Origin of the sequence: Kitasatospora sp. NPDC006697, from assembly GCF_042869935.1 — a bacterium.
Lineage (GTDB): Bacteria > Actinomycetota > Actinomycetes > Streptomycetales > Streptomycetaceae > Kitasatospora.
Window position 1 is genome coordinate 1 of sequence record NZ_JBIAGU010000009.1, and the last position, 21,311, is coordinate 21,311.

Genomic DNA, 21,311 nt, shown 5'->3' on the forward strand with positions numbered 1-21,311 from the left:
GCGCGCCGTGTCCTCCGGACACATGACGCGCCGTCACTACCGTGACGGAATGATGTAACGCCACTCCGTGGCTCTTGGCTGGCTAGGAGGAGGGGGCCGGTACAACTCTCGCCCATCGGTGGGGCGGTTCTTCGGGGCCGGCCCTGGTGTCGATCCGAGTCCCTGGGTGGCCGCTACCCTCGTGGAACTCGGTTCTCTAGTGCTTTGACCTGGGTTTTTCTTCCGTGGTCTCGGGCTCTGTCTGCTCCGGCCGGGCTCGCCCCGGGGTTCGACCGGCTCCTTCGGTGGACGCCCTCCGGGCGCCTGCCCTGTTGTGTACCGGGCTCCAGTATGTCACGGTCCCCGCCCCGTTACAAGTTGCTGGCCAGGGAATCTGTGACTCTAAGTCAGCTACGGCTCTCGCCAACTGGTCTGAACCACTCAGGCAATTCTAGCGATCAAATCGGGGCTTGTACAGGCAGCGGCGGCATTTTCTGTAACGCGCCTGATTGGCGGTCAACCGCATCGGGCTGATTGCCCCTCATATCCTACGGGACTTCTCGCTGCGAACGGGGAAGTTGTACCGGACTCTATCAGCCTGAGCCTGTATCAGAATTGCACGGTCAGGGAATCCCGTCTGATGCCCCGTCTCCCCTCCGAGTTGTACCGGGGATTCATGCTGCGCCGCTTCGAGAATTGAACCGGGAATTCCTCCCGGAGACCGGTCATCCGAAGGTGTGGCCGCGGTGCCGCCGACGGGCGACTCGGCCGGCCCGCTCGGCCAGGTGGTGGAGCTCCGGCCGGGACCGGCGCGCAGCGGGGCGGGGCTGGCCGCTGGCGGGGTTACCTCCGGGGGTCCGGCTCGTTGGCCTGGTGTGAGCGACGAGGCGGTCCCGGTGGACGGCGGCACGATGTACGCCGTCGACGTCGGCCGCGAGCCGTTGCGGCCGCTGGGCATGCAAGCGTGGGCCGTCGAGGCGCAGCGGGCGCAGGTGGTCTTCGCGGCCTCGCACCGGATCGAGACGTTCGCGTCGGCCGGCGGCCGCGGGCCGGATCCGCACCTGGCCGGGCTGGCGTCCGGTGGGTGGGCGCGGTTCGACGACTTCGAGGGTTGGGCGGAGCCGGCGGCCGGCTGGTCGGCCGTCCTGGAGGTGGCCGGCGATGTCCTGACGGTGACCGGCCGGGCCGGGGTCTGCTTCTACGAGGGCGGCCTGAACAGCTCGCGATCCTGGCGCCGCACCGCGCGTCGGCACGGTGTCTTCGTCGCCCTGGCCGGCGGCATCAGCGGCCCGTGGGACGTCGCGAAGGCGCAGCTGCGGGGGGAGATGTACGCGTTGCTGTGCCCGGTGGTGCTGGTCTGAGCTGGGGTGGGGCGCAGTTGCGGCCCGGTGGGGCGGGCGCGCGGCTGGTGGGGGTGGTCAGGCGCCGAGGCCGATGTGGCGGACGTAGGTGTAGGCGCCGTAGTCGGAGTCGAGGTCGGCGATGATGTCGTCCCAGATCTCGTCGAGCTTGCCGATGTCGCCGGCGGCCATGGCGTCGACGGCGTCGTCCCAGACGTAGTGGACCTGCAGGGTGCGGATGCGCAGGTTGTCGCGGCGGCGGGGTTCGTCGACGACGTCCTGGTTGATGGGGTGGATCTCGACCCGGGTGCCCTTGCCGTTGTTGTTGAGGTGCTGCTTGAAGGCGCCGGGGTTGTTGAGGATGTTGGCCGCGCGGAGGTTCCAGTAGGCGGTGTCGATGGCCTCCAGGTTGGCGGGGAGAGGGTTCTGGGTGCCCTTGGTCCAGGCGCTGATGGTCTTGGGGACTGCGGTGATGCCGGCGTCGGCCATGGCTTGGGCGCCGCCTTGGGTGTTGGTGAGGTACTTCATGCGGGCGGTGAGGCCGCGGCGGGTGGTGACGGGGGACTTGATGCCGCCGTCGATGATCATCCGTTCCAGGGCGTCTTCGAGGGCGCGGCCGAGGACGATTTTCCCGTGGCGGTTTTCGGGGTCGAGGTTGGCGCCGTATTTGCCGAAGTTCTTCCATCCGTCGGTCGACATTAGGCGGCCTTCGCGTAAAGGGTGTACTGGGACTTGAGCTTCAGCTGAGTGGTGAGGCGGCCTTCTTCGAATACCGTGCGCCACGCGGTGTCGCCGGTGATGTGGAGTTCGTCGGTGCCGCGGAGTCGGACGATGGTGAGGCCGTGCTCGTGGGCGCGGAGTGCCTTGTACCAGAGGTTGGCGAATGCCTGGCTGCGGATGATGTGCATCCAGTCGGGTCGGCGGAGGTCGCGGTTGAATGATGATTCGCCGATGGTGGAGACGAACTTGGAGTAGATGGCCTTGACGTATTTCTCGGTGGCGTCGTCGCCTTCGAGGATGGCCTTTTCGCGGGCGATGGTGAGGACGCGGCGGAACTTCTCCGCGATGTTTTCGGAGGCGCCGGAGGTCCACGCCTGGGTGATGTACGGGGCCTCGCAGAGGTCGAGCTTGTGGCAGCGGATCAGGAGGCGGATCGTGGCGTCGTCCAGGAGGACCGGGCCGGGCTCGCGGCGGTTGCCGATCGGGTCGGGCAGGTGCGGGTGTTCCCAGGTGGGGCGCTTGGGCAGGAGGTAGATGCCTGAGCGCTTGGGGTTGAAGCCGCCGTTGGGATCGTGCTGCAGGGCGCCGATGGGCAGCCAGACTTTCAGGGCGCTGCAGTAGGCGGCGTTGGTGTCCAGGACGTCGACGTCGACGTCGGGGTGGGTGCCGGCCTTGAGCTGTTCCAGGAGTGGGCCGTTCTCCCACTTGTGGCGGCCCTCCCAGATGTCGTCGGCTCCGTCACGGGATTTCTTGCTGAGGAATTCGAGGCGCTCCGGGTAGACGGTGTGCTCGTAATTTCCGCCGACCCGGGTTGCCTCGAAGAGGGCCATCCCGTTTGGAATTGCTTTCAGCTCCAGCGCGGTGATCGCGGCTTTGATGTCGCCGCCGTGCTCCTGGAGGGTCTGGTCGACGACGGAGCTGATCATGTTGAGGAAGTGGCCGTAGTCCCGGCCCGCGTAGTCCCCGCCGCTGGTGCGCGCGGGCCTAGGGCCGGCCGTACGCGGCGCGGAGCCCCGGGTCGGGCGCAGCGGGCGGGCGGGGGGCTGGTCGGGCGTCAGGTTGGCCAGGGTGTCCAGGGCGGCCGCGGTGGCCGGGGTGACCTCGGGGTCGGGGTCGGGTTGGGGCGCAGCGGCGGCGTTCTGGGTGGGGTGGCCGGGGGTCGCGACGGTGGGCCAGGCGGAAGCCTGGGTGGGCGCCTCCGGCGCTGCGGTGGTGGGTTGGGTGGGCGCCTCCGGCGCTGGGGCGGGAGCGGGGGGCGCCTCCGGCGCCGGGGTGGGGGTGGTGGCGTAGGGGTTGAAGGGGGTGGGGTCGGTGAGGCGGGCGTGGGTGCGGTCGGCGGTGAGGGTGAGGGTGGCCTGGGTGCCGAGGTCGCGTTCGGCGATGGTGGCGAGGAGTTGGGTGGTGGGGGCGTCGGGGTGGGGGTGGAGGGTGAGGGTGGTGTCGAGGCCGAGGGTGGTGATCAGGTCGGGGTGGTCGGTGTCGAGGATGGCCAGGACCGGGACGTGGTGGGTGCGGGCGAGGTGGGCCAGGGCTTGGGCGGCGTCGGTGAGGCGGGGGCCGGAGAGCGGGAGGCGGGGGTCGTCGAGGGCTTGGAGGCGGTCGACGACGACCAGGGCCAGGCCGGGCTGTCCGTCGGTGGGGTGGGCGAGGTCGGCGGCGGTCTCGGCGATGGCTTCGGGGGTGAGGTCGGTGCCGTCGTCGATGTAGAGGCGGGCGGCGGCGAGCTCGGCGTGGAGGGTGGTGGCGTCGGCCTGTTCGGTGGGGGTGAGGCGGCCGGTGCGCAGGCGGCGGTAGTCGACGGGCAGGTGGGCGGCGACGATCCGGGCGGCGACGTCGGCGCGGGTGAGGCCGGAGGCGGCGTAGAGGACGGGGAGGTGGTGGTCGAGGGCGGTGGTGCGGGCGGCGGCGATGGCGAGGAGGCTGCCGCCAGCGCCGGGCGGGGCGGCGACGAGGTAGAAGCGGCCGGGCTGGAGACCGCCGAGGGCGTCGTCGAGGGTGCGGATGCCGGTGGACAGGGCGCGCGGACCGGCCGGGGTGTCGGTGTCCGGGGCCTGGGCTTGGGGGGTGAGGACGGTGGTGAGGGCGTCGGCGAGGGGGGCGAGGCGGCGCGGCGGCCGCGGGGCGGCGGGTACCACGGTGGCCGGCTGGCCGGCTGGCGGGGCGGTGGCCGGCGCGGGGTTCTGCAGGGCGGGCTCGCCGGCGGCCGGCGCGGGCGGGCTCGAGGTGGCCGTACCGGCGTCGACGTCCTGGCCGGGCGCAGCTGCGGCGGGGGTGTCGGTCGCGGCAAACTCGGCCGGCCCGGGGGTCGGCTGGCCGGCGGCCAGCGGCAGCAGGGCGTCCGGGTCGGCCAAGGGCAGGACGTCGGCGGGATCGACCAGCGGCAGCAGCGCGGCCGGGCCGGCGGTGGCGGTGTCGGCCGGGGTGGGGAACAAGGTGTCGCCCGGTGCATCAACTCTGCTGCTGGGCTGGGTTGTTGATGCCCGGCGGGTGGTGTTGGCCGGGGTGTGCGGGTTGTCCGGGGGCGGAGTGGTCGACGACGCGGGGGCGGTCGGGGCGAGGGGCGCGGCTGCGGCGGGGAGGGTGCCGGTGCCGGGCTCGACCGCTGCGGGCGCCGGGGCGGGGGCCGGCTGGTCGCCGGGAGCGCCCAGGGCGGCGTCCGGGGTGGGCGTTACAACTGCGGTGCTGTGTGCGGTCGTTGCTGCCGTGTCGGGTGTACCGGGGGTGGGGTGGTCGGGGTGGGTGGCGGGCGGGAGCGGGGTGCCGTCGGGGGTGGCGGGGAGCAGCACGGCGAGGGGGGTGACGTGGCGGCGCAGGACCTGGGGGTGGCCGGTGGCGGCGGCCTGGATGAGGTCGCCGAGCTTCTTGCGGGCGTCGGCGGTGCCGTGGGCGGTGGCGGTGGTCAGGTCCCAGCCCAGGGCGGTGGCGGTGGTGGGGGCGGTGAGCAGGGCGTGGTGGGTGCCGCGGGTCAGGGGGGTGGAGGTGCCCTGGCCGGCGGCGCGGATCAGCTGGGGGAGGGTGCTGCGGGCGTGGTGCAGCGTGGTCGGGCTCGGGGCCAGGACCAGGGCGACGGCCGGGGTGGGTGCGGCAGGGGCTTCACCGGCCGGGGCGGGGCGCAGCGGGGCGGTCTCCGGCACGGTGGCGGTGCCGGCCGCCGGAGCGGGCGCCGAGCCGGTGGTGGCGGTGCCGGCCGCGGTAGGTGGGGCTGGCGCGGCGGCCGCCTGCGGGGCCGGGGTCGGGGTCGGCATGGTGGTGGGTTTCCTGAAGGGGTCGGCGGCGGGGGCCGGCTCGGCCGTGGCCCGGCCGGCTGCTGGGGCCGGGCGGGGAGCAGCACGGTCGTCGTCGGGCGCGGCGGCCGGAGCGGTGGGGGTGGGGGTCTCGCGCGTCTCCGGCGCGAGGTTGGCGGCGGGCGCGGCGGCCGGGAGCGGGTCCGGGGCGGGGGCGCTCTCGCGCGCCTCCGGCGCGGGGGCCTCGGTGGGGGGCAGGCGGTGGTGGTTGGCCGCGGACTTCAGGCTCGCCAGCTTGGGGCGGTTCAGGACGGTGTGGAGGTGGTCGTCGCCCGCCAGGACCAGGGGGAAGCGCTCCGTGCCTCCCCGCGCCCACAGGCCGTAGAGCGTCTGCAGCGCGGCGGTGGCCAGCTGGTGGGCGTCGGGCACGACCACCAGGCGGGCGGCGCGGTCGAGCGCGGCGGCGAGGAGCTTGAGCGCGGCGGAGTGCTCGCGGGGCTGCGGCTGGCGGTGGTCCAGGCCGAGAGCGGTGTACAGGGCGTGGATCAGGGCGGCTTCGTCGGTGCCGCGGGGGTGGATCCGGACGGCGGGCAGCGGCAGGTGCCGGGTGGCGGCGGTGATGGCCGTGGTCGCGGTGTCGGCGGGGCCGGTGATGCACAGCAGGGTGCGGTGCTCGACGGTGGAGCGCAGGTCGTGGAGGAGGCTGGCGGTGTCCGGGCCGGCGGCCGCGGGCTCGGGCTCGGCGGCCTCGGCGGTGTCGCCGCCCGGGGCCGGGGCGGGTCGCAGCGGGGCGGCGGGGACGGTGGCGGTGGCGGTGGCGGTGGCGGTGGCGGACGGCGTAGCGGCCGGCTCCGGGCCCGGGCCGGCGGCCGCCCTGGCGGCCGGGCTGGTGTCGCCGTCCGGGGCCGGGGCGGGGCCCGGCGGGGCGGCGGTCAGGCGGCGGGTCGCACTGGCGTAGAGGCCGGTGAGTTCGGGCCGGCCGAGGACGTCGTCGAGGCGGAGGTCGCCGCCCAGGACAAGGGGGAAGGCCGAGCTGGCCCACAGCAGGCCGAGCCAGCGCAGAGCGTCCTCGGGCAGCTCGTGAGCGGCGGGCACGACGACCGGGCGGGGTGAGCGGCGCAGCTCGGCGGTGATCTTGACGACGGCGGTTTCCAGGGTGCGGGGGCGGCGCCGGCCGAGGCCGAGCTGCTGGAACAGCTCGGGGACCACCTGGTCCAGGGCGGTGCCGTGGACGTAGAGGGGCTGGAGGGCGCCGGTGTCGAGGGCGTCCGCGAGGGCTGTGCCGGTGGCGGCCGGGTCCGGGCTGGTGACGACCAGCACCGAGCGGTGTTCGGCGGCCTCGCGCAGGTCCGCGATCAGGTCGCCGTCGGGCGCCGCGGTGCCGGAGGCCGGCGCGGCCGGGCCGGCGGCGGGCGCGGGGGCCGAGGCGGCGGCGGGCGCGGGCTGCTGGACGCGGTGGACGATGACGTGGGGGTGCAGATCCGCCAGGTCGTGGCGCTTGAGGAGACCGTCGAGGGTGGTGTCGCCGACCAGCACCAGCGCGAACGGCTTCGGCGACCACAGGCGGTGCAGCAGCAGGAGCGCGGAGGGGCGCAGCCCCAGGGTGGTGGTGACGACGACCAGACGGGGGACGCGCATCAGCTCGGCGGCGATCAGGGCTTCGGCTTCGTCGAGCCCGGGAAGCCGGCGGCGCTGGCCCAGGCCGAGCCGCGCGTACAGGGCGTGGATCAGGGACGCGCGGTCGTGGCCGTGGACCTGCACGGTCGGCAGGTCCGAGGGCTCGAGGTCCTGGACCTGGGCGAGAGCGGTCTGCGCGGTGGCCGTGTGCGTGCTGGTGACCGCCAGGATCGTCCCGGGGTGGACGGCGGCCTGGTGCAGGAGCTCGGCCAGGTCGCCGACCGGCGCGGGTGCCGGTGTTCCGGCCGCCGGGCCGGACCGGACCGGGGTGGTGTCCGGCTCCACCGCGGCGGCGGCCGGGCCGACGCCGGGGGCGGGCACGGGCGCGGCGTCGGTCTCCGAATCCGATCCGGGCCCGGCGGCCCCCGAACCGGCCGAGGTGGCGTCAACAAGGCTGGATGGGAAGGGAGTTGCTGCGGCCGGGGCGGCCCGGTGGGAGGCGTCGACGTCCGAGGCCGGAACGGGGCGCAGCGGAGCGGCGGCGAAAGGGGCGGTGTCGACGCCCGGGGCGGCGGGCGCGGTCCCCATAGCGCCGGAGGGGGCGTCCGGCTCCACCGCCGTGGCAGCAGCGGCCGGGGCGGGGGTCGGGTCGGTGGCGGTCGCCGGGGCCGTGCCGGTCTCCGGCACGGCGGCCGCGTCGGCGGGGGCGGACTGGGCCAGTTCCACCCCGGCGGCGAACTCGGCCGCGGCGACCGCGCCCAGCGCGGGCCGCAGGAAGTCGGCCACCATCTGCTCCAGTGCCTTGTACGCCTGCTCGGCGCGGGCGCTGACCGGACCACCGAACGCGGCACGGGGAGCGGTGAGCAGTTCGAGCCAGTGCGCGCCGGTGATCTTGCCCCGGGCGGCGGCACCGAGCGCGGACTTCAGCTTGCGGCCCGCCGGGGTGGCCAGGTGCCCGCGAGCCGGGTTCACCAGCTGGTACGCGGGCATGGCCAGGTTCTGACGCAGCCCCAGCGGGACCGACGCCCACAGCGGGTCTGTCGGGCCGGGAAGGTTCAGGTACCCGGCCGCACCCGGCCCCGGCTCCGGGGCGGAAGCGGCGGCGGGCCGGACGGGGCGCCGCGAGGAACCGGTACCGCGCGCCGCGCGCGGGGAGGTGCCCGAGCGAGCCGGACCGGGCGCAGCACCGGCCGTCGTCCCGGCGGCGTCGGCGTTCCGGCCCGCCCCGGCGTCGGCTCCCCCTGCGGGCGCCGGCCGGGCGTCACCCGCCGGGACCGGACCAGCAACCAGAACCGAGGCCAGAGCCGAGGCCGGGGCCCGGCCGGGGGCCGGGGCAGCGTCCGGGGCGCCCCCGGCAGCGGACGCACGCCCGGGCCCGGGCGCGGCCGGACCGCCCGGAACAGGGTCCGGAGCAGCCCCGGGCGGGGGCATACCGGCCCCGGGCGCGGACGCGGTCTCGGCTCCGGACGCCCGGGCGGGCACCGTGGCCGGGGCGGGGGCGGTGTCCGGCCCGGCCGGGCCCGCGACCGGCGGGACCTGGTCCGTGCCGTGCCCCGCGACAGCATCACCGCGACGGCCACCGGCAGCACCGGTAGCGGCGCGGGAGGAACGAGAAGAGGACACCACGACTCCAGACACAGAAGGGCACACGAGGAGACAACGACGCGCAGGCAGCCCAAGGACACCAGGAGACGCCCACAGACGCCCGAGGACAGCCGAGGACGGCCCGGCACCGGCACCGGGGGCCGAAGGCACACCGGCCCGGAACAAGCCCGGGAACCACAGCAGGCAGGCCCGGCACGGCGCAGCGGCGGCCGGACCGGTGGCGCCGGACGGCCGGACGACCACGGCGGACCAGACAGCCCGGACGGCCCGCGCCGGGCCGTGCCGGTGACCACCAGCACCACCGGGAGCAGCACAGCACCACCGGCACCACCCAAGGGCGCGGCACGGCCCGCGACAACAAGCCGCCCCACACCCACAGAAGGTGTAACGCTGGGCGTCAGTCTAGCCACACCGGTACACACCCCGGGCGGAATGTTGTAACGAGAACGAGTGGCGTCGTCCCGGCCACACCCGCTCACCGACCCGCACGAACAGACAGACACCCGACACAACAACGGACGGCGGCGGGCCGGCGGCGGCGCGGGCGGGCCCGGCGTCGGCGGCGGTGCGCGGGCGGGCCCGGCGGGGAGGCGGCCGGGCCAGGGCGGAGCAGGCGGCCGGGCGGAGGCGGAGCGGCCGGGCGCGGCCGCCATCGGGCATGCTGTCACGGTACGGGCCGGATCTGGAGGGTGGCGGGATGTCGGGACTGTGGGTGTGGTGGGCTTGGCCCGTCGGCTATCTGCTGATGCTCTGGGCCCAGCGCAACGCCCGGTGGGAGCTGGGCCAAGCGCTCGCGGCGGGCCGGAAGACGGACGCGAACCGGCACGGCCAGCACGCGCGCCTGTGGCGGCGAGTCTCGCTGGCCTGGGCGCTCGGCTGGTCGGCCGCCATGATCGTCTTTCAGCTGGCACGCTGAGCCTCGCACGGCGGTGACCGTCCAGGTCCCGGAGCCCGGCTCAAGGCATGGCTGCGGGCGTAGCGGGCGGCAACACGGGGCGGAGGCCCAGGCGCAGCCCCTACATGGCGTCCGCCGCTACGCGGCGGGGCCCAAGCAGCGGCCGGGCCCACGCCATGTCAGGGCTGCGGGTGGCCGGGGAAGGGGATGGCCTTCCAGCCCTCTTCCAGGATCGAGTTGTGCTCCAGAAACTCGTGCCCCCCGAAGAGCTGCTGCAACGTCAGGGCGCCGCCCAGCGGGTTGGTGAGCAGGAGCTGGGACAGGCTGGTGTCAGTGACGGTAACGGCTTGCTCCAGCTCGTGGATCGAGGCCGTGGTGATGGGGATCGTCTCGCCCGTCACCGGGTTCGGGGTGCGCTGGATCCCGGCGCGGAGCTCGGCAGTGTTGAGTAGGTGGAACGGCTCCATCGTGACGACCATGCCCCGCCTCGGCAGGTGGGCCGGGATCTGCGCGAAGGCGGGGTTGCCCTCGGCGATGAGCCGGTCGGTCCGCTCGATCTGGGGGAACGCCTCGCCAGGCGTGCGGGCCAGCTTCTTGGCGTAGTTCGCCGCGCCGAGGCGCAGGTCGGCGTTGGGCCTGGCGGACTTGACCTCGACCAGCAGCACCAGGTCTGGGAAGACGACGATCCAGTCCACGGACTCGCCGGACTCCTTCCGCTTCTCGCCGACGAACGGGATCTCGGAGTGGACCGTCGCGTTGTCGAGCAGATCAAGCTGGCGCCCGACGTACGCCTCGAAGAGGTACCCGAGCTCGGTGGTGAACAGCTTGCCGCGCGGAGTGAGGTTCGCCTCGCCGCCGGTGTAGTAGATGCCGAGCATGCTCGCCTTGGACAGGACGGCTGCCGGCACCGGGACCAGGTAGCCGTCACCGAACCCGGCGACCAGCGGCGTCGTCCGCAGCGGGTTGTGGCCGTACCGCCGCAGGAGCGGGTCCGGAGAGGCGGGGTAGGCCGCCCGAAGCCGGGCGGCATCGGTCACGAAGTGACGCTCCAGCACTGCGGTCGCGTCGGCGGCGGACCGCAGAGAGGTGAAGGGCGAGTAGTCCACCGGGTCGAGCATCATGTCCGGGTTGAAGCGTCCCTTGAGCTGCGGGATCGGGGTGCCGGTTGCGGTCGCCCAGACGTAGCGGGCGAGGCCGACGTAGTCGGCAACCGAGCACCCAAGCACGTCCTGCGCCCAGTTGGGGCCGATCGCCTTGAGGGGCTTCGGGGAGGTGGTCTGGGTGAGAAGGGCGACGGCGCGGCTCAGCTCGGAGTACTCGTCCACCTGCCAGGTGAACTGCTGGCCGGCCACCCGCAGGAGCAGGCGCGCCAGCCTCTCCTCCGGCAGTTCCTTGTAGAAGGGGTCGTCCAGGGCGAGGTGGAGGCCGAGGATCTGGGCAAGATCGCGCTGCTGCGCCGGGGCGCGGTTGATCTCCTGGCCGAGTGCGAGGGAGATCCACGCGGCGTCAGCGAGGGCCCAGGGGCCGTACACGCCAAGTCCTTCGTGTTCACGCAGGTCGCGGGGGTGCGGGAGGCGGGCGCTGGTGGAGGCGATGAGCTCCACGAGCGAGCTCTGCGAATGGCGCTGGATGCGCCGGACATACTGGGAGTCCGGGACGCCGGACGGAGGAACAGACAGCGGCATAGCCGATGATTCTCCCGGTAGGCGGGGCCGCGCCGCACCCCGGTTTTCCCCGGCCGGGCCGGAACTGTTCGGGAGTCGGCGATGAAGCGGCCGTCCGAACGGACCGTCAGGCTACGGCCGACTCGCCGCCCGCCCGATCTCCTGCATGTCCCGGTCCAAGAGGGCGACCAGGCGGTCGACCTGGTCGTCCGCGAGGGGCAGGCGAAGGCACTTCGCGGGTTCGGAGTCTGCCGGCGGCGCGACGACGAGCCGAGCGGTCACTGGGCCGTGGAAGCTGGGCACCGCGTCGATGGTCTCGTTGGCCCACGCGATGAGCGCACGGCCCAGGCGATCGTGATCTGTCCCTTCGTCACCCGGAACCCACTCCCTGCTCGCCGCGCCCAGAGCATCTGTCATGCCATCAGGCTTCCACGGCGCGAGCCGGGCCGCCTGCCAGGACGGGCCGCCCTCGGCTCACCAACGTGGTTGCTCGACGGCGACCCTTTGGCCGACACGGCTCTGGGCGCAGCGACGGGGGTCGGGACGACTTCTTCTTGAGCAGCGCGGGCCCGCCGCTCGGCGGATGAGCGCCTTGTCGGCCTCCGTGAGCGCTACCCGCCCGGCGTTCACCGCGTCGCGGCCTGGCGTTCGCGGCGCTCGGCTTCGACCGCGGCGTGCTCGGCCACCTCCAACTCGTGCTGAGCTTCGGTGGCCTCCTTCTCGGCAGCCGGCCCGGGCAGCCGCTTCCACGAGGCGGGCCCGGTCGGCCTGTCCCGAGCGACCTCGCCTCGGCTCAGTCCTTCGCCAGCCGGAGGGCGGAGGCGGCCCGGCAGGGCAGGACAAGGGGGGCGGCATAGCGGGCGAATCTCGGGGCTTCAAACCCGCGCGTTGCTACGGTCTTCTCCATGACGTTGTCCTCACCAGTCGCCCGCCGGGTCGATCTCCGACGTGAAGCAGTCGATGCCGTAGTTGATCGCGTGGAGCGGTCGTTGCAGGTGCGCCTCGACCAGGAGACGTTGGTGCGCAAGCGCCGGTCGGTGGGGGCCCGAACCAACCGCGGGACCTGGGTACGTATCGAGCGGCGGGGACTCGACCGGATCGGCGTGCAGGGCGGCGACGGTACCGCTGCGGCCGAGGCGCTGCACGGGATCTCGAAGCCCGCGTGGTTGGCCGGCACGGCGTGGCGGGACGAGGAAGATCCGGTGATGTGGCGGGCCGACGAAACAGCGCTGCTGCCCTCCTCCCCGGCCGGGTCCGCCGTGGTGGCGCAGGAGCCTGAGCTGTCACCCGGCTGGTGGTCGGGGTTGAACGCGTCACTCGATACTCTCGCCGCGCAGCACACCAACCGGATCGCCACACCGGACACAGAGACGATCACCCAGGGACTGGTCACCGCGACGATCCACCAGGTGTTCCCGGACGTCGACGCCATGGTGAACGAGTGGGTTCCGGCGCACGCGGATCTGAACTGGGCGAACGTGACCGCGCCGGAGTTCTGCGTCTTCGACTGGGAGGACTGGGGGATGGCCCCGCAGGGTCTGGACGCGGCGACCCTGTGGGGTGCGTCGCTCCTTGTCCCGGCTCTGGCCGATCGCGTCCGCGAGGAGCGGCGGAAGGATCTCGAGAGCCGGGACGGCAAGCTGATGACGCTGTTCGTCGCGTCGAAGATCATCGGACCGTACGCACGTCCCGAAGATCCCCGCCTGGAGCCGGCCCGCGCGGTGGCGGAACAGCTGGTGAACGACCTCACCTCATGATCGGGCGGAGCTTCGTTCGTTGAGAACGGAGGGTTTACGGCTGCCAGTCGTGGCGGTAGTCAGGGTGCTCCTTGCACTGCTCGGCGAGTTTGAGCATCAGGTTGCCGAGCGCGGTGGCCGTGGGCCATCGCCGGTTGTTGACCGCTTCGCAATACTCGTTGACGATCAGTTCGACCACGGCAGCGCCCTCGAAGGGATGCCCTGGATCGCTAATGCGAGCGCGGAGGAAATCCTCTACGAAGGTCTCGTGCTGCACCTGCTACTCCGACGTCGTGGTGTGGTGTCGCGCCATTCTGGCAGCTTCGTCGCACTCGCAGGAACGGACGCCGGGCGCCGGCAGGGTGTTCTGGACCAGGTGCCGGGGCGGGGGCGCGAGGGCCAGAAGCGCGGCCGAACAGGGTCTGAGCCGCACGACGGGCCGCAGCAGGCTGGCGGCGACTCAGCAGCTCTTCTGGCAGGACGAGTTGCTCGCATCCGGCCGCAGCAGAATCACGGCCGGGCCATCCGCCACCGCGCACACCAACTCCAAGTCCTGGCTACCGCCGGGCCCGGACACAGCGACGGGACGGGACGGGGGCGGAGGGCAGCGGCCCCAGCGAGGTGATTCGACACATATTAGGTCGCTTGTACTGTAAGTACCATGTCTGTCGATATTCGTACTGTGCTCCGTAAGCACGAGGAAGAGCTCCGGCTCTTTCGCCGGAACCTGTTCTCTACGGAGCCGGCCGATAGCGGCCTGACCTCCGTGCTGCCACAGACCGTGCTGGAGCAGTTGCGGACGGAGGGACAGGTGATGCCACACCGCTTCGGACCGGTGCGCTCGGTCACCGACCGGCATGCTGTCCTCACCATCGTCGGGGACATCACCGACCAGGCCGCACTCCTGGGGAAGCCTGGCCAGGAGGGGGCTGTACTGACACTCTCGGTCGCCACGCGGCACAAACAGCTCCGTACTCGCCAGCCCGTTGATCTGGAGGAGGCGAGGGCCTGGGTGGAGGCGATCGTGGGCCCCGGCTGGCTGCCACACTTCTACTCCGCTGGGGCCCTGAGCGGCTCCACCACGGGCGGGACCTCGACGCCGAAGCCGCTGATGACGCAGTACTTCTACATGTTTCTAGGCCGGGACGGTGTCCCGCATGCCGAGCCGGAAGGACATCCGCTCGGCGCCCTGGCCCCGCTCGTCCAAGCACCCTGACGACCACCAAAACCCACGGTGAGCGGTATCGGTGGCCGACACGGCGCGGTGTTCAGGGCCCAGGCGACTAAGTGACAGCTCTCCCTTTGGCGGGCACGCCCTGCAATGCTAGTCACTGGTATCAACTGCTAGCTATGCTGGGGGTATGGGTAAGCAGACCAACATTCGGCTGGACGAGGCCGTGCGAGCGGCGGCCGAGCAGCGGGCCAAACGGCGCGGGCTAAGCCTGCAGGGGTACGTGGCCGATCTGATCGAGCAGGACGTGAACGAGTCCCGGTCGGCGTTCATGGCTGGCGCCGCCAGCTTCTTGGCGTCCTACGCGGAGCAATTCGAGGTGGAGGTCGGGGAGGACCGGTACCCGGGGCTCCCCAACGGGCTGCCGAAGGACGAGCCTAGGGACGCCGCGTGAACCTGAAAGTCGACCTCGCGTGGATCCTGGCAGTGGCGCAGCAGATCCCGGGGGATCCCCAGGTCGTCGACTACGGCGTGCCGATCGCGGCCGAGGCCCGGCATCGCGCGGAGATCCTGGGCCGGGAGGTCTACCCCGAGCCGCACCACAAAGCCGCCTCGCTCCTGTGCGAGCTGGCCCGGCAGCCGAGTCTGGAGGCCCGCAACCTGCTGTTCGCGGCCACCGTGACCGCCGCCTACCTGGCCGCGTGTGGGCTGCCGGTCAGCCCCGGCCTCGACACCGTGCTCCCGCTTGCCCGTGCCGCCCGCGACGGACTCCCAGCACGCGAAGTCGCCGCCCAGATCAAGACCTGGACCAATTAGCCCGCTGGCGAGGCTCTGGCGACCGGCGCGACTTGGTGCGCCGATTCGCGCCGACTTCTCCCCACTCACCGAGCGCTGACGGCGAGGTCACAGGGGCCAGACGAGGCCGGCTACCGCCCGCACTGGGACGAGGCATGGCAGCCGGAACCGAGGTTAGCGGCGACCCGGCGGGTTTCCGGCGGAAACATACCGAAACGCCAGAACTGCTTGTGTCTGCGTTCAAGCAGCGATCTTCGGTGGCGTGGACGTTCGCGCCACAAGGTCTGCTGCACGCGCCTGTAGCTGGGCGACCTCTGGGGAGCGGTAGCGGCTTGCTGCCGCTACCAAGGTGTTCAGCCGTGACGCTACCAGCGCTGACTGCAGGCCCGCCCCGTCGAGGGCCTGATGCCCCGCAACTGCCGCCTTCTCAGGTTCGCCCTCATCGAACAGCGCTGCTGCCAGGCCGATCCGGTCCATCGCCCGGACCCGCTCGAAACCCGGAGCTCGTAGTCGTAGGGCGGCCTCGAAGTGTGGGCTGGCACGGTGCCCGCGGTGGCCTCGGTGGATCAGGTCGCGGGCGCCGACCGCTCGGGCGCCAGAGTGTTCGGCGCTGTCGAAGTACGCCGCCCAGGCGGGTGCTGGTTCCGTGGTCGCGGTGGCGAGGAGTTCATCGGCGCGGTCGAGGTGGCGGGCGGACTCGTCGGAGTGGCCGAGCGCTGCGTGTACGCGGCCCGTCTGGGACGCCACCAGCGCTTGGACCAGAACCTGCCCATCCTGCTGCGCTCGGGCCGCGGCATGTCCCAGCAACTCGAGAGCGTCGTCGAACTCCCCGAAATAGATCATCTGGTGGGACATCCTGGTGACGATCTCCGCGCCCCGGCCGGGCACCCCTGCCTCGCCAGCCGCGTAGATCGCGTAGGCCCAGTACCGCTGTGCGGTGGCGTACCGTCCCGCATCGTGACTGGTCCATCCGGCGAGCGCGGCAAGGTCTGCTGCGGCGGCGAAGACCCGGGTGCGCAGGCTCGCGGGCACTCCCTCCTGGATACGGCGCGCTACCTCGGAGAGCTGGCCGATGATCGCGGCCCGATACAGGCCGCCGCCGTGGTCGGCCTCCAGCTGGGCGAACGTCGCGGTCACCTCTTCGAGAGCGGTCGTGCTGTCCGTGTCGAAGCCGTTCTGAGCACGAGTCAGGGATCGGCTGGTGCCGCCGAGAAGGCGTGCGGCGATGGCGATGAGCGGGGCGCCGACGCTGAGTCTGAGCGTTTCACGACGGTCGAGCATCAGCAGGTCCATCCGGGTCCATCCGGCCAGCGTCGCCGCGGCCGGTTCGGTCAGCAACGGGAGTTCGAGGGTATCCAGCCGCACGCCGGCGGTCATCAGCCCCAGGTCGCCGGGTGTGATCGTCCGGTGGAGCTTGTCGGAGAGCACCTCGGCGAGGAACTGGGGGACCGGGGGCCTGGGCTGCTCCCCGTCCAGCCAGCGGCGGACCCGGGTCGCATCGCTGGCGATCTGCCGCAAGCCCGCCTGGTGGGCCCGCGCGTTCACCTGCCGGGCGATCTCACCGTTGGACAGTCCGCTGGCCGCCACCCATGCCTGGAGCAGGGGGTTCCCTGGCCCTGGTGCCACCGACGCCCCCTCACCAGCCCGTCACAGTAGGTCAGTTATTCGCCACGATTAGCGACCCCCACACTACTGGTCCACGGCCCAGGCGGTGGCTGATCCTGGAATGCCGCCGGGGCAGCAGACCGTCTCGGGGCTTTCGGATACGTCGAGTTGATAGAGGTCAGGCGGATGGTTGACACCGTTTCGCCCGTCGTCGGTGCGGCGGATGGCTGCGGGGCGCGGGGGGACCTGGTGCTGGCGGGGTTGCGTCTGCGGGTCGCCGCGGCGAGTCCGTCGCTGCTGGATTCGGTGGTCGGCGTGCTCGCTCCGGCGTGCGGGGTGGAGCTGCCGACGGGCGAGCCCGACTGGACGCTGACGGTCGTCCAGGAGGTGCTGCCCGTCGAGGCGGAAGTACCGTTCGAGGGCCGGTTGGTGCTCACCCTCCCGTACGGCGGTCGGCAGTTGGCCGTGCTGGGTGCTGCCGAGGGAGTGCTCCGGCTGGCCGCGCGCTACCGGCCTGCCGCCGCGGCGGTGGTGCTGGAGGTCGACGCCGCCCGCCGCTCGACCCGGCTGGCCGTCTCGCCGGGTGACGGGGTGGGGGTGCGGTGGGCGGACTGGCTGGCGCGGGTCTTCTTCGCCTCCCGTCTGCTGGCGTCGGGGTGGCGGATGCTGCACGCCTCGGCGGTGGCCCTCGACGGTGCCGCGTTGGTGTTCCTGGCCGGTCAGCGTGGCGGCAAGTCCACGTTGGCGCACCGCGCGGTGGGCGAGTGCGGTGCGTTGTTCATGGCCGACGACCTCGTGCTGGTGGGGCCGGGCGCGATGGTGGTGGGCTGGCCGACCAGGGTCGCGGTGCCCGCCGAGCTGCTCGCCGGGCAGCCGCCGACCGTGGGCCGGGTGGAGCGCACGGTGGTGGCGGGGGTGCCGCGGCAGCGGGCGCTGTTCAGCCCGCCTGAGCACCGCCAGGCGCTGGGGGTCTCCTACTCTCCTCCTGTCCCGCTCGGTGCGGTGGTCGTCGTGAGTTCCGGGGAAGGCGCGGTCAGGGTCGGCCCCTTGACGGCGGTCGGGGTGCAGGAGGCGGTGGCGGAAGCCGCCCGGGTGCCGCAGCAGTTGCTGTACGTCAGCGACGCGCTGAGCCTGATGGGCGGCCCCGGGCTGGCGGAGCAGGCCGCAGGGGCAGTGGAGCCGGCCGGGCTGTTGGACGGGATTCCTGCCGCGTTGCTGAGCGTGACGGTCGAGCAGCTGGCGACGGCTGACGTGTGGGGTGCGCTGTTCTCGGTGGTGCCGTTGGCCGGGCGCCGGTGAGCGCCGAGTACCGCTCCTACCGGGTGTCGAGCGCCGGACGGACGCTCGCGGTCCGGGCGGCTGGCGCGTCCGCGGGGTGGTGGGAGCGGATCGTCCCGCACCTGCCCGGGGTCGCGTCAGGGGGCGTCACCGAGGGCACCGGCACCAAAATGGTGGTGCTGCCGGCCGGAGTCGCCGACGGCGACGCACGGCGGCGGATCAACGCCCACCTGCACCTGCTGCACCTCGCCCACGGGGCGCTGTGCGTGCACGCCGTCGCCCTCCGGCATCCGGGCGGCGCGGCGGTACTGCTGCTGGGCGGGCACGGAGCCGGGAAGTCGCTGGTGGGACTCGCGCTGGCCGGGCACGGCTGGCAGGTGCTGGCCGGCGACGTGGCGGTCGTGGACTGCCCGCCCGGGCAGGACCGCCCAGTCGTCGTCGGCGGCACCTCCGCGTTCATCGCCCGCCGCGCTCCGGCCCGGCGCTGGTTTCCCGGCCTGCAGCTGCCTGCCGACGGGCCGCAGCGGCTCGACCTGGCCGCGCACCTCGGCCCGCCGGAGCGGCAGCCGCCGCCCGGAGCGCCGGCCCCGGTGGTGGCAGCCGTCCTGGTCGACGTGGACGGCGACCCGCAGGCCGGCGACGGCGTGCTGGACGAACTCGACCCGCACACCGCGGCGAACGTGTGGTGGCGCGCCAGCGCCCACCTCCTGGACCGGCTCCTGGACGACGGCGAGCAGCCGCTGCGCCGGCTGGAGGGCCCGGACGGTGCCCGGCGCCGGCTTGCCCGGGTGCGACGGCTCGCCACGCATCTTCCGCTGCACGCCGCCTGGGGCACGCCGCAGACGATCGCCACCCATGTCGAAGCCCTCGTCCTGACTGCCGGCCCCGGAGGTCGATGATGTCGCAGCGAACCACCACTCGGCCCCCGCACGCGGGCGCCCGGATCCGGCTCCACGCGGGCCGGGCGTACCTGCTGCCCGCCGCCGACGTGCCGGAGGGCATGGTGGCCGGCGCGTTCAGCGTGCTCAGTCCCGGCACCGAGCGGCGCCATCTGACCGGCCCCGAGCGGGCAGCCGGGTACATGGGCCTGGGGCAGGCCGACGACGCCTGGGTGCTGGCCCCGGTGCCGCACGGCGCGGCGTTCGACCCGCGCTGCGAGGGCGCGGTGCGCACGCCGCCTGGAACCTCGGTGGAGGTGGCCGCCCTGGCCCGCTTCCAGCAGATGGCCCGCCTCGGCCTTGACCGGGTGCCCGCCGCCGAGCTGGGCGGGGCGATCGTGGTCGGTTCCGGACCGGTCGCCCTCGGCTGTGTGCTGGAGTTGCACCGTCGCGGTGGCACGGACGTGCGGGTGGTGACGTCGCGTCGGCACGCGCCGATCGGCCGCGCCCCGGGCGTCAGCTGCGTCGCGCCCGGCAGCCCTGTGACGGGGCGGCTGGTCATCGACGCGGCCGGCGACCCTGTGCGGGCGGCCGCGTTCACCGTGCCCGGCGGCGTCCTGGGGCTGCTCGGCACCCCCGGGGCGAGCGCCGCTCTGCCGGCCGTCGAGGTGCACCGGGCCGGGTGGACGGTGGTGGGGATGCACGAGCTCGCGGCCCTGGACACCGATGCCTACCAGGATGCGTACAGCGCCTCGGCCGCGTTCCTGACCGACCGTCTGGCCCCGGAGCTGCTCGCGTCCTGGTGCCGGAGGGTCCCGGGGGTTCGCGCCCCCGAGCTGTACGCGCTGCTCGCCGGCGCGGGCCGCCCGGCGGAGCCGGTCATCGTCTTCGACTGGCGCAGCGCATGAGCGCGCCGACCCTCGGCCTCTACAGCATCTCGGTGCGCGGCCTGGACGTTCCCGAGCTGCTGGCCTGGGCCGCCGACGAGCAGCTCCCGTTCGTGCACCTGCGCGGCGGGCCGCGCGGCGTCGACCTGGCCCGCCGTGACACCGCGACGCTGGCGCACTGGCGGCACTGCGCCCAAGGGGCGGTGCCGGTCACCGGGGTGAGCGCGGACCTGGACCTGGCCGACCTGTTCGACCCGGACGAAGGCGCCCGGGCGATGGCGGAGCGCGAGCTGCTCGGCCTCGCGCGGGCGGCCGAGGCGCTGGGCGCGGGCTGGGTGCGGCTGCTGGCGCGCACCCCGCCCGCCGGCCGGGGCGCCTTCCGCGGCCGGTCGCTTCCCACCACGGCGGTGCCGCTGCTGGCCGAGCTCCACCACCCCGGGTGGCTCACCGAAACGGCGCTGGGCGCGCTGGAGGAACTGCTCGACCGCTCGCCGCAGTTCGGGCTGCTGGCCGACACCGCACAGCTCGGTGCCGCCGTCGACGCGGCCGGCCCGGGCGCGGCGGCCCGGCTGGAGCGGGTGCTGGCCCGCACCCGGGTGCTGCACCTGTCGGACGAGGGCCAGGGCCTGGAGAACGCCGGCCGCCGGGCGGTCGCCGAACTCGCCGCGGCGCGGATCGCCGCGGGGCAGGCGATCGAGGTCGCCGTGGAGTGGACCGGCCAACCCCGCACCCCTGCCCAGTGCCTGACGCGGTATCGGGCAGCGGCAGCGTGGTGGAACCGCGTCCAGCGACACACCGACCAGCCGTAGAGTGTTCACCCATTCACTTCACGTAATCAGGAAGGGTGTCATGCCGACCACCGAGACCACCGCCCTCACCACGGCCCTGGAGCGCGACTACGGCCTGCCGGGCGCCGTGCTGGAACGCCTGCCGATCGGCCAGGTGACCGTCAACTACCGCGCCCGGTTCCCGGACCGGGCGGTGCTGTTCGTCAAGCACTACCCTGCCGGCGCCGACCTCGCCGCCGAGAGGTCGGCGATCGCCCAGAGCCGCCTCGCGGGCGAGCACGGCGTCCCCGTCGCCACCGCACGCGCCTCCCTCGACGGCCAGGTCATCACCGAGCACGACGGCCACGCGATCTCGGTCTGGGAGTGGGTCGAGGGGCGCACCGTCGAGGACGGGCTCAACCCGGCCCAGCAGCGGGCCGCGGGCCGGGCGCTCGGGACGATCCACCGCGCGTTCGTCGGCCACCCGGCCGCCGCCAGCGCCTCCTCGAAGCTGGAGCGGTGGATGAACCCGGACATCCAGAAGTTGGAGGCGACCGTCGACAAGCTGCTCGGCATGGTGAACGAGCGGGCGCAGCGCGACGACTTCGACGAGCAGGCGCTGCGGACGCTGGCCGAGCGGCGTGCCGTGCTGCACCGGATCCCGGGCCTGATCGCCGGCCTGCCCGAGCTGTCGACCCAGGTCCTGCACGGCGACTACTCCGCGGTGAACCTGCTCTTCGACGGCGACACCCTCACCGCCGTGCTCGACTTCCTGCCCCCGGACCCGTTCCTGACCGCCTACGAGCTGGGCCGGATCGCCTTCGACCCGCGGGCCGTGGTCCTGCACGAGGACTGGATCACCTCCGGCGTGCGGCTGGTCGGCGCCTACCTGGAGACCAACCCCGATCTGCCGGCCGCCGACGTGCGCGCCTGCGCCCGCGTCGCGCTGCTGCAGCTGATGACCAGCCTGTACGGGGTCAAGCAGCACTACATGGAGCCCGGCCTGCTGCAGGACGACCTGGACCAGTTCTGGCTGCTGCGGCACGCGGCCGCGCAGCGCCTGCTAGAGCGCCTGGAGGAGGTGGAGGCCGCGTTGGGTGAAGCGGCCGCACGGCACGGTCGTTGACGGCCACCTGCCCCGCCGGCGGGT

General features: G+C 73.4%; 17 protein-coding genes. 11 read left to right on the plus strand and 6 right to left on the minus strand.

Features of this window, described 5'->3' with window-relative positions; translation table 11 throughout:
• The first annotated feature begins 854 nt into the window (after nucleotides 1–854).
• Nucleotides 855–1,340, plus strand: coding sequence for a hypothetical protein (locus ACFYNO_RS14240; RefSeq protein ID WP_388010776.1), 486 nt, complete (start codon nucleotides 855–857; stop codon nucleotides 1,338–1,340).
• Between the two features lie 57 nt (nucleotides 1,341–1,397).
• Here ACFYNO_RS14240 and ACFYNO_RS14245 read toward each other — a convergent pair whose 3' ends face one another.
• Nucleotides 1,398–2,018, minus strand: a complete 621-nt coding sequence (locus tag ACFYNO_RS14245; protein WP_388010779.1) for a hypothetical protein — start codon at nucleotides 2,016–2,018, stop codon at nucleotides 1,398–1,400.
• Entirely contained in the window at nucleotides 2,018–7,870 is a 5,853-nt protein-coding gene (locus ACFYNO_RS14250; RefSeq protein WP_388010782.1) for a DnaB-like helicase C-terminal domain-containing protein, read from the minus strand. The genes ACFYNO_RS14245 and ACFYNO_RS14250 overlap by 1 nt, the downstream gene beginning before the upstream one ends.
• Nucleotides 7,871–9,182: 1,312 nt before the next feature.
• On the opposite strand from ACFYNO_RS14250, the gene ACFYNO_RS14255 reads away from it, so the two are divergent.
• Nucleotides 9,183–9,401: a hypothetical protein gene (locus tag ACFYNO_RS14255; protein ID WP_388010785.1), complete on the plus strand. Its 219-nt coding sequence runs from the start codon at nucleotides 9,183–9,185 to the stop codon at nucleotides 9,399–9,401.
• A gap of 158 nt (nucleotides 9,402–9,559) precedes the next feature.
• On the opposite strand, the gene ACFYNO_RS14260 is transcribed toward ACFYNO_RS14255, so the two are convergent.
• Complete coding sequence (locus ACFYNO_RS14260) at nucleotides 9,560–10,984, minus strand: hypothetical protein (protein WP_388010788.1); 1,425 nt, start codon at nucleotides 10,982–10,984, stop codon at nucleotides 9,560–9,562.
• A gap of 192 nt (nucleotides 10,985–11,176) precedes the next feature.
• Nucleotides 11,177–11,461 carry a hypothetical protein gene (locus ACFYNO_RS14265; RefSeq protein WP_388010791.1) on the minus strand — a complete coding sequence of 95 codons (285 nt, stop codon included), beginning with the start codon at nucleotides 11,459–11,461 and terminating at the stop codon, nucleotides 11,177–11,179.
• A gap of 488 nt (nucleotides 11,462–11,949) precedes the next feature.
• On the opposite strand from ACFYNO_RS14265, the gene ACFYNO_RS14270 reads away from it, so the two are divergent.
• Nucleotides 11,950–12,801 carry a hypothetical protein gene (locus ACFYNO_RS14270; RefSeq protein ID WP_388010794.1) on the plus strand — a complete coding sequence of 284 codons (852 nt, stop codon included), beginning with the start codon at nucleotides 11,950–11,952 and terminating at the stop codon, nucleotides 12,799–12,801.
• A 34-nt stretch (nucleotides 12,802–12,835) separates the two neighbouring features.
• Here the strand turns inward: ACFYNO_RS14270 and ACFYNO_RS14275 are convergent, their stop codons facing one another.
• The gene (locus ACFYNO_RS14275) at nucleotides 12,836–13,057 is read right to left on the minus strand and encodes a hypothetical protein (RefSeq protein WP_388010797.1); all 222 of its coding nucleotides are present in this window, start codon (nucleotides 13,055–13,057) and stop codon (nucleotides 12,836–12,838) included.
• 384 nt (nucleotides 13,058–13,441) lie between these two features.
• Between ACFYNO_RS14275 and ACFYNO_RS14280 the strand changes: the two genes are divergently transcribed.
• The 3 genes from ACFYNO_RS14280 to ACFYNO_RS14290 all read left to right on the plus strand — a co-directional run bounded on the left by ACFYNO_RS14280 (nucleotide 13,442) and on the right by ACFYNO_RS14290 (nucleotide 14,767).
• Nucleotides 13,442–13,996, plus strand: a complete 555-nt coding sequence (locus ACFYNO_RS14280; protein ID WP_388010800.1) for a hypothetical protein — start codon at nucleotides 13,442–13,444, stop codon at nucleotides 13,994–13,996.
• Between the two features lie 145 nt (nucleotides 13,997–14,141).
• Nucleotides 14,142–14,405, plus strand: coding sequence for a hypothetical protein (locus tag ACFYNO_RS14285; protein ID WP_388010803.1), 264 nt, complete (start codon nucleotides 14,142–14,144; stop codon nucleotides 14,403–14,405).
• Nucleotides 14,402–14,767 carry a hypothetical protein gene (locus ACFYNO_RS14290; protein WP_388010806.1) on the plus strand — a complete coding sequence of 122 codons (366 nt, stop codon included), beginning with the start codon at nucleotides 14,402–14,404 and terminating at the stop codon, nucleotides 14,765–14,767. Before ACFYNO_RS14285 ends, ACFYNO_RS14290 begins: the two co-directional genes overlap by 4 nt.
• A 219-nt stretch (nucleotides 14,768–14,986) precedes the next feature.
• On the opposite strand, the gene ACFYNO_RS14295 is transcribed toward ACFYNO_RS14290, so the two are convergent.
• Complete coding sequence (locus ACFYNO_RS14295; protein WP_388010809.1) at nucleotides 14,987–16,333, minus strand: Tat pathway signal protein; 1,347 nt, start codon at nucleotides 16,331–16,333, stop codon at nucleotides 14,987–14,989.
• Between the two features lie 204 nt (nucleotides 16,334–16,537).
• Here ACFYNO_RS14295 and ACFYNO_RS14300 point away from each other — a divergent pair, with 204 nt between their 5' ends.
• From ACFYNO_RS14300 to ACFYNO_RS14320, 5 genes are read left to right on the plus strand one after another with little or no spacing between them, the layout of a single operon-like run.
• Nucleotides 16,538–17,650: a hypothetical protein gene (locus ACFYNO_RS14300; protein ID WP_388010812.1), complete on the plus strand. Its 1,113-nt coding sequence runs from the start codon at nucleotides 16,538–16,540 to the stop codon at nucleotides 17,648–17,650.
• The gene (locus tag ACFYNO_RS14305) at nucleotides 17,647–18,528 is read left to right on the plus strand and encodes a hypothetical protein (RefSeq protein WP_388010815.1); all 882 of its coding nucleotides are present in this window, start codon (nucleotides 17,647–17,649) and stop codon (nucleotides 18,526–18,528) included. The genes ACFYNO_RS14300 and ACFYNO_RS14305 overlap by 4 nt, the downstream gene beginning before the upstream one ends.
• Nucleotides 18,525–19,415 (plus strand): hypothetical protein, encoded by an 891-nt coding sequence (locus tag ACFYNO_RS14310; RefSeq protein ID WP_388010818.1) that lies wholly within the window; start codon nucleotides 18,525–18,527, stop codon nucleotides 19,413–19,415. The genes ACFYNO_RS14305 and ACFYNO_RS14310 overlap by 4 nt, the downstream gene beginning before the upstream one ends.
• Nucleotides 19,412–20,203: an AP endonuclease gene (locus ACFYNO_RS14315; protein ID WP_388010821.1), complete on the plus strand. Its 792-nt coding sequence runs from the start codon at nucleotides 19,412–19,414 to the stop codon at nucleotides 20,201–20,203. The genes ACFYNO_RS14310 and ACFYNO_RS14315 overlap by 4 nt, the downstream gene beginning before the upstream one ends.
• A gap of 40 nt (nucleotides 20,204–20,243) precedes the next feature.
• The gene (locus tag ACFYNO_RS14320) at nucleotides 20,244–21,287 is read left to right on the plus strand and encodes a phosphotransferase enzyme family protein (RefSeq protein WP_388010824.1); all 1,044 of its coding nucleotides are present in this window, start codon (nucleotides 20,244–20,246) and stop codon (nucleotides 21,285–21,287) included.
• The last annotated feature ends 24 nt before the right edge of the window (nucleotides 21,288–21,311 follow it).

Coding starts and splice junctions, on each gene's coding strand:
- ACFYNO_RS14280 (WP_388010800.1), top strand. CDS start 13,442: ATGTCTGTCGATATTCGTACTGTGCTCCGTAAGCACGAGGAAGAGCTC.
- ACFYNO_RS14265 (WP_388010791.1), bottom strand. CDS start 11,461: ATGACAGATGCTCTGGGCGCGGCGAGCAGGGAGTGGGTTCCGGGTGAC.
- ACFYNO_RS14250 (WP_388010782.1), bottom strand. CDS start 7,870: ATGCCCGCGTACCAGCTGGTGAACCCGGCTCGCGGGCACCTGGCCACC.
- ACFYNO_RS14300 (WP_388010812.1), top strand. CDS start 16,538: ATGGTTGACACCGTTTCGCCCGTCGTCGGTGCGGCGGATGGCTGCGGG.
- ACFYNO_RS14320 (WP_388010824.1), top strand. CDS start 20,244: ATGCCGACCACCGAGACCACCGCCCTCACCACGGCCCTGGAGCGCGAC.
- ACFYNO_RS14245 (WP_388010779.1), bottom strand. CDS start 2,018: ATGTCGACCGACGGATGGAAGAACTTCGGCAAATACGGCGCCAACCTC.
- ACFYNO_RS14310 (WP_388010818.1), top strand. CDS start 18,525: ATGATGTCGCAGCGAACCACCACTCGGCCCCCGCACGCGGGCGCCCGG.
- ACFYNO_RS14270 (WP_388010794.1), top strand. CDS start 11,950: ATGACGTTGTCCTCACCAGTCGCCCGCCGGGTCGATCTCCGACGTGAA.
- ACFYNO_RS14285 (WP_388010803.1), top strand. CDS start 14,142: ATGGGTAAGCAGACCAACATTCGGCTGGACGAGGCCGTGCGAGCGGCG.
- ACFYNO_RS14315 (WP_388010821.1), top strand. CDS start 19,412: ATGAGCGCGCCGACCCTCGGCCTCTACAGCATCTCGGTGCGCGGCCTG.
- ACFYNO_RS14255 (WP_388010785.1), top strand. CDS start 9,183: ATGTCGGGACTGTGGGTGTGGTGGGCTTGGCCCGTCGGCTATCTGCTG.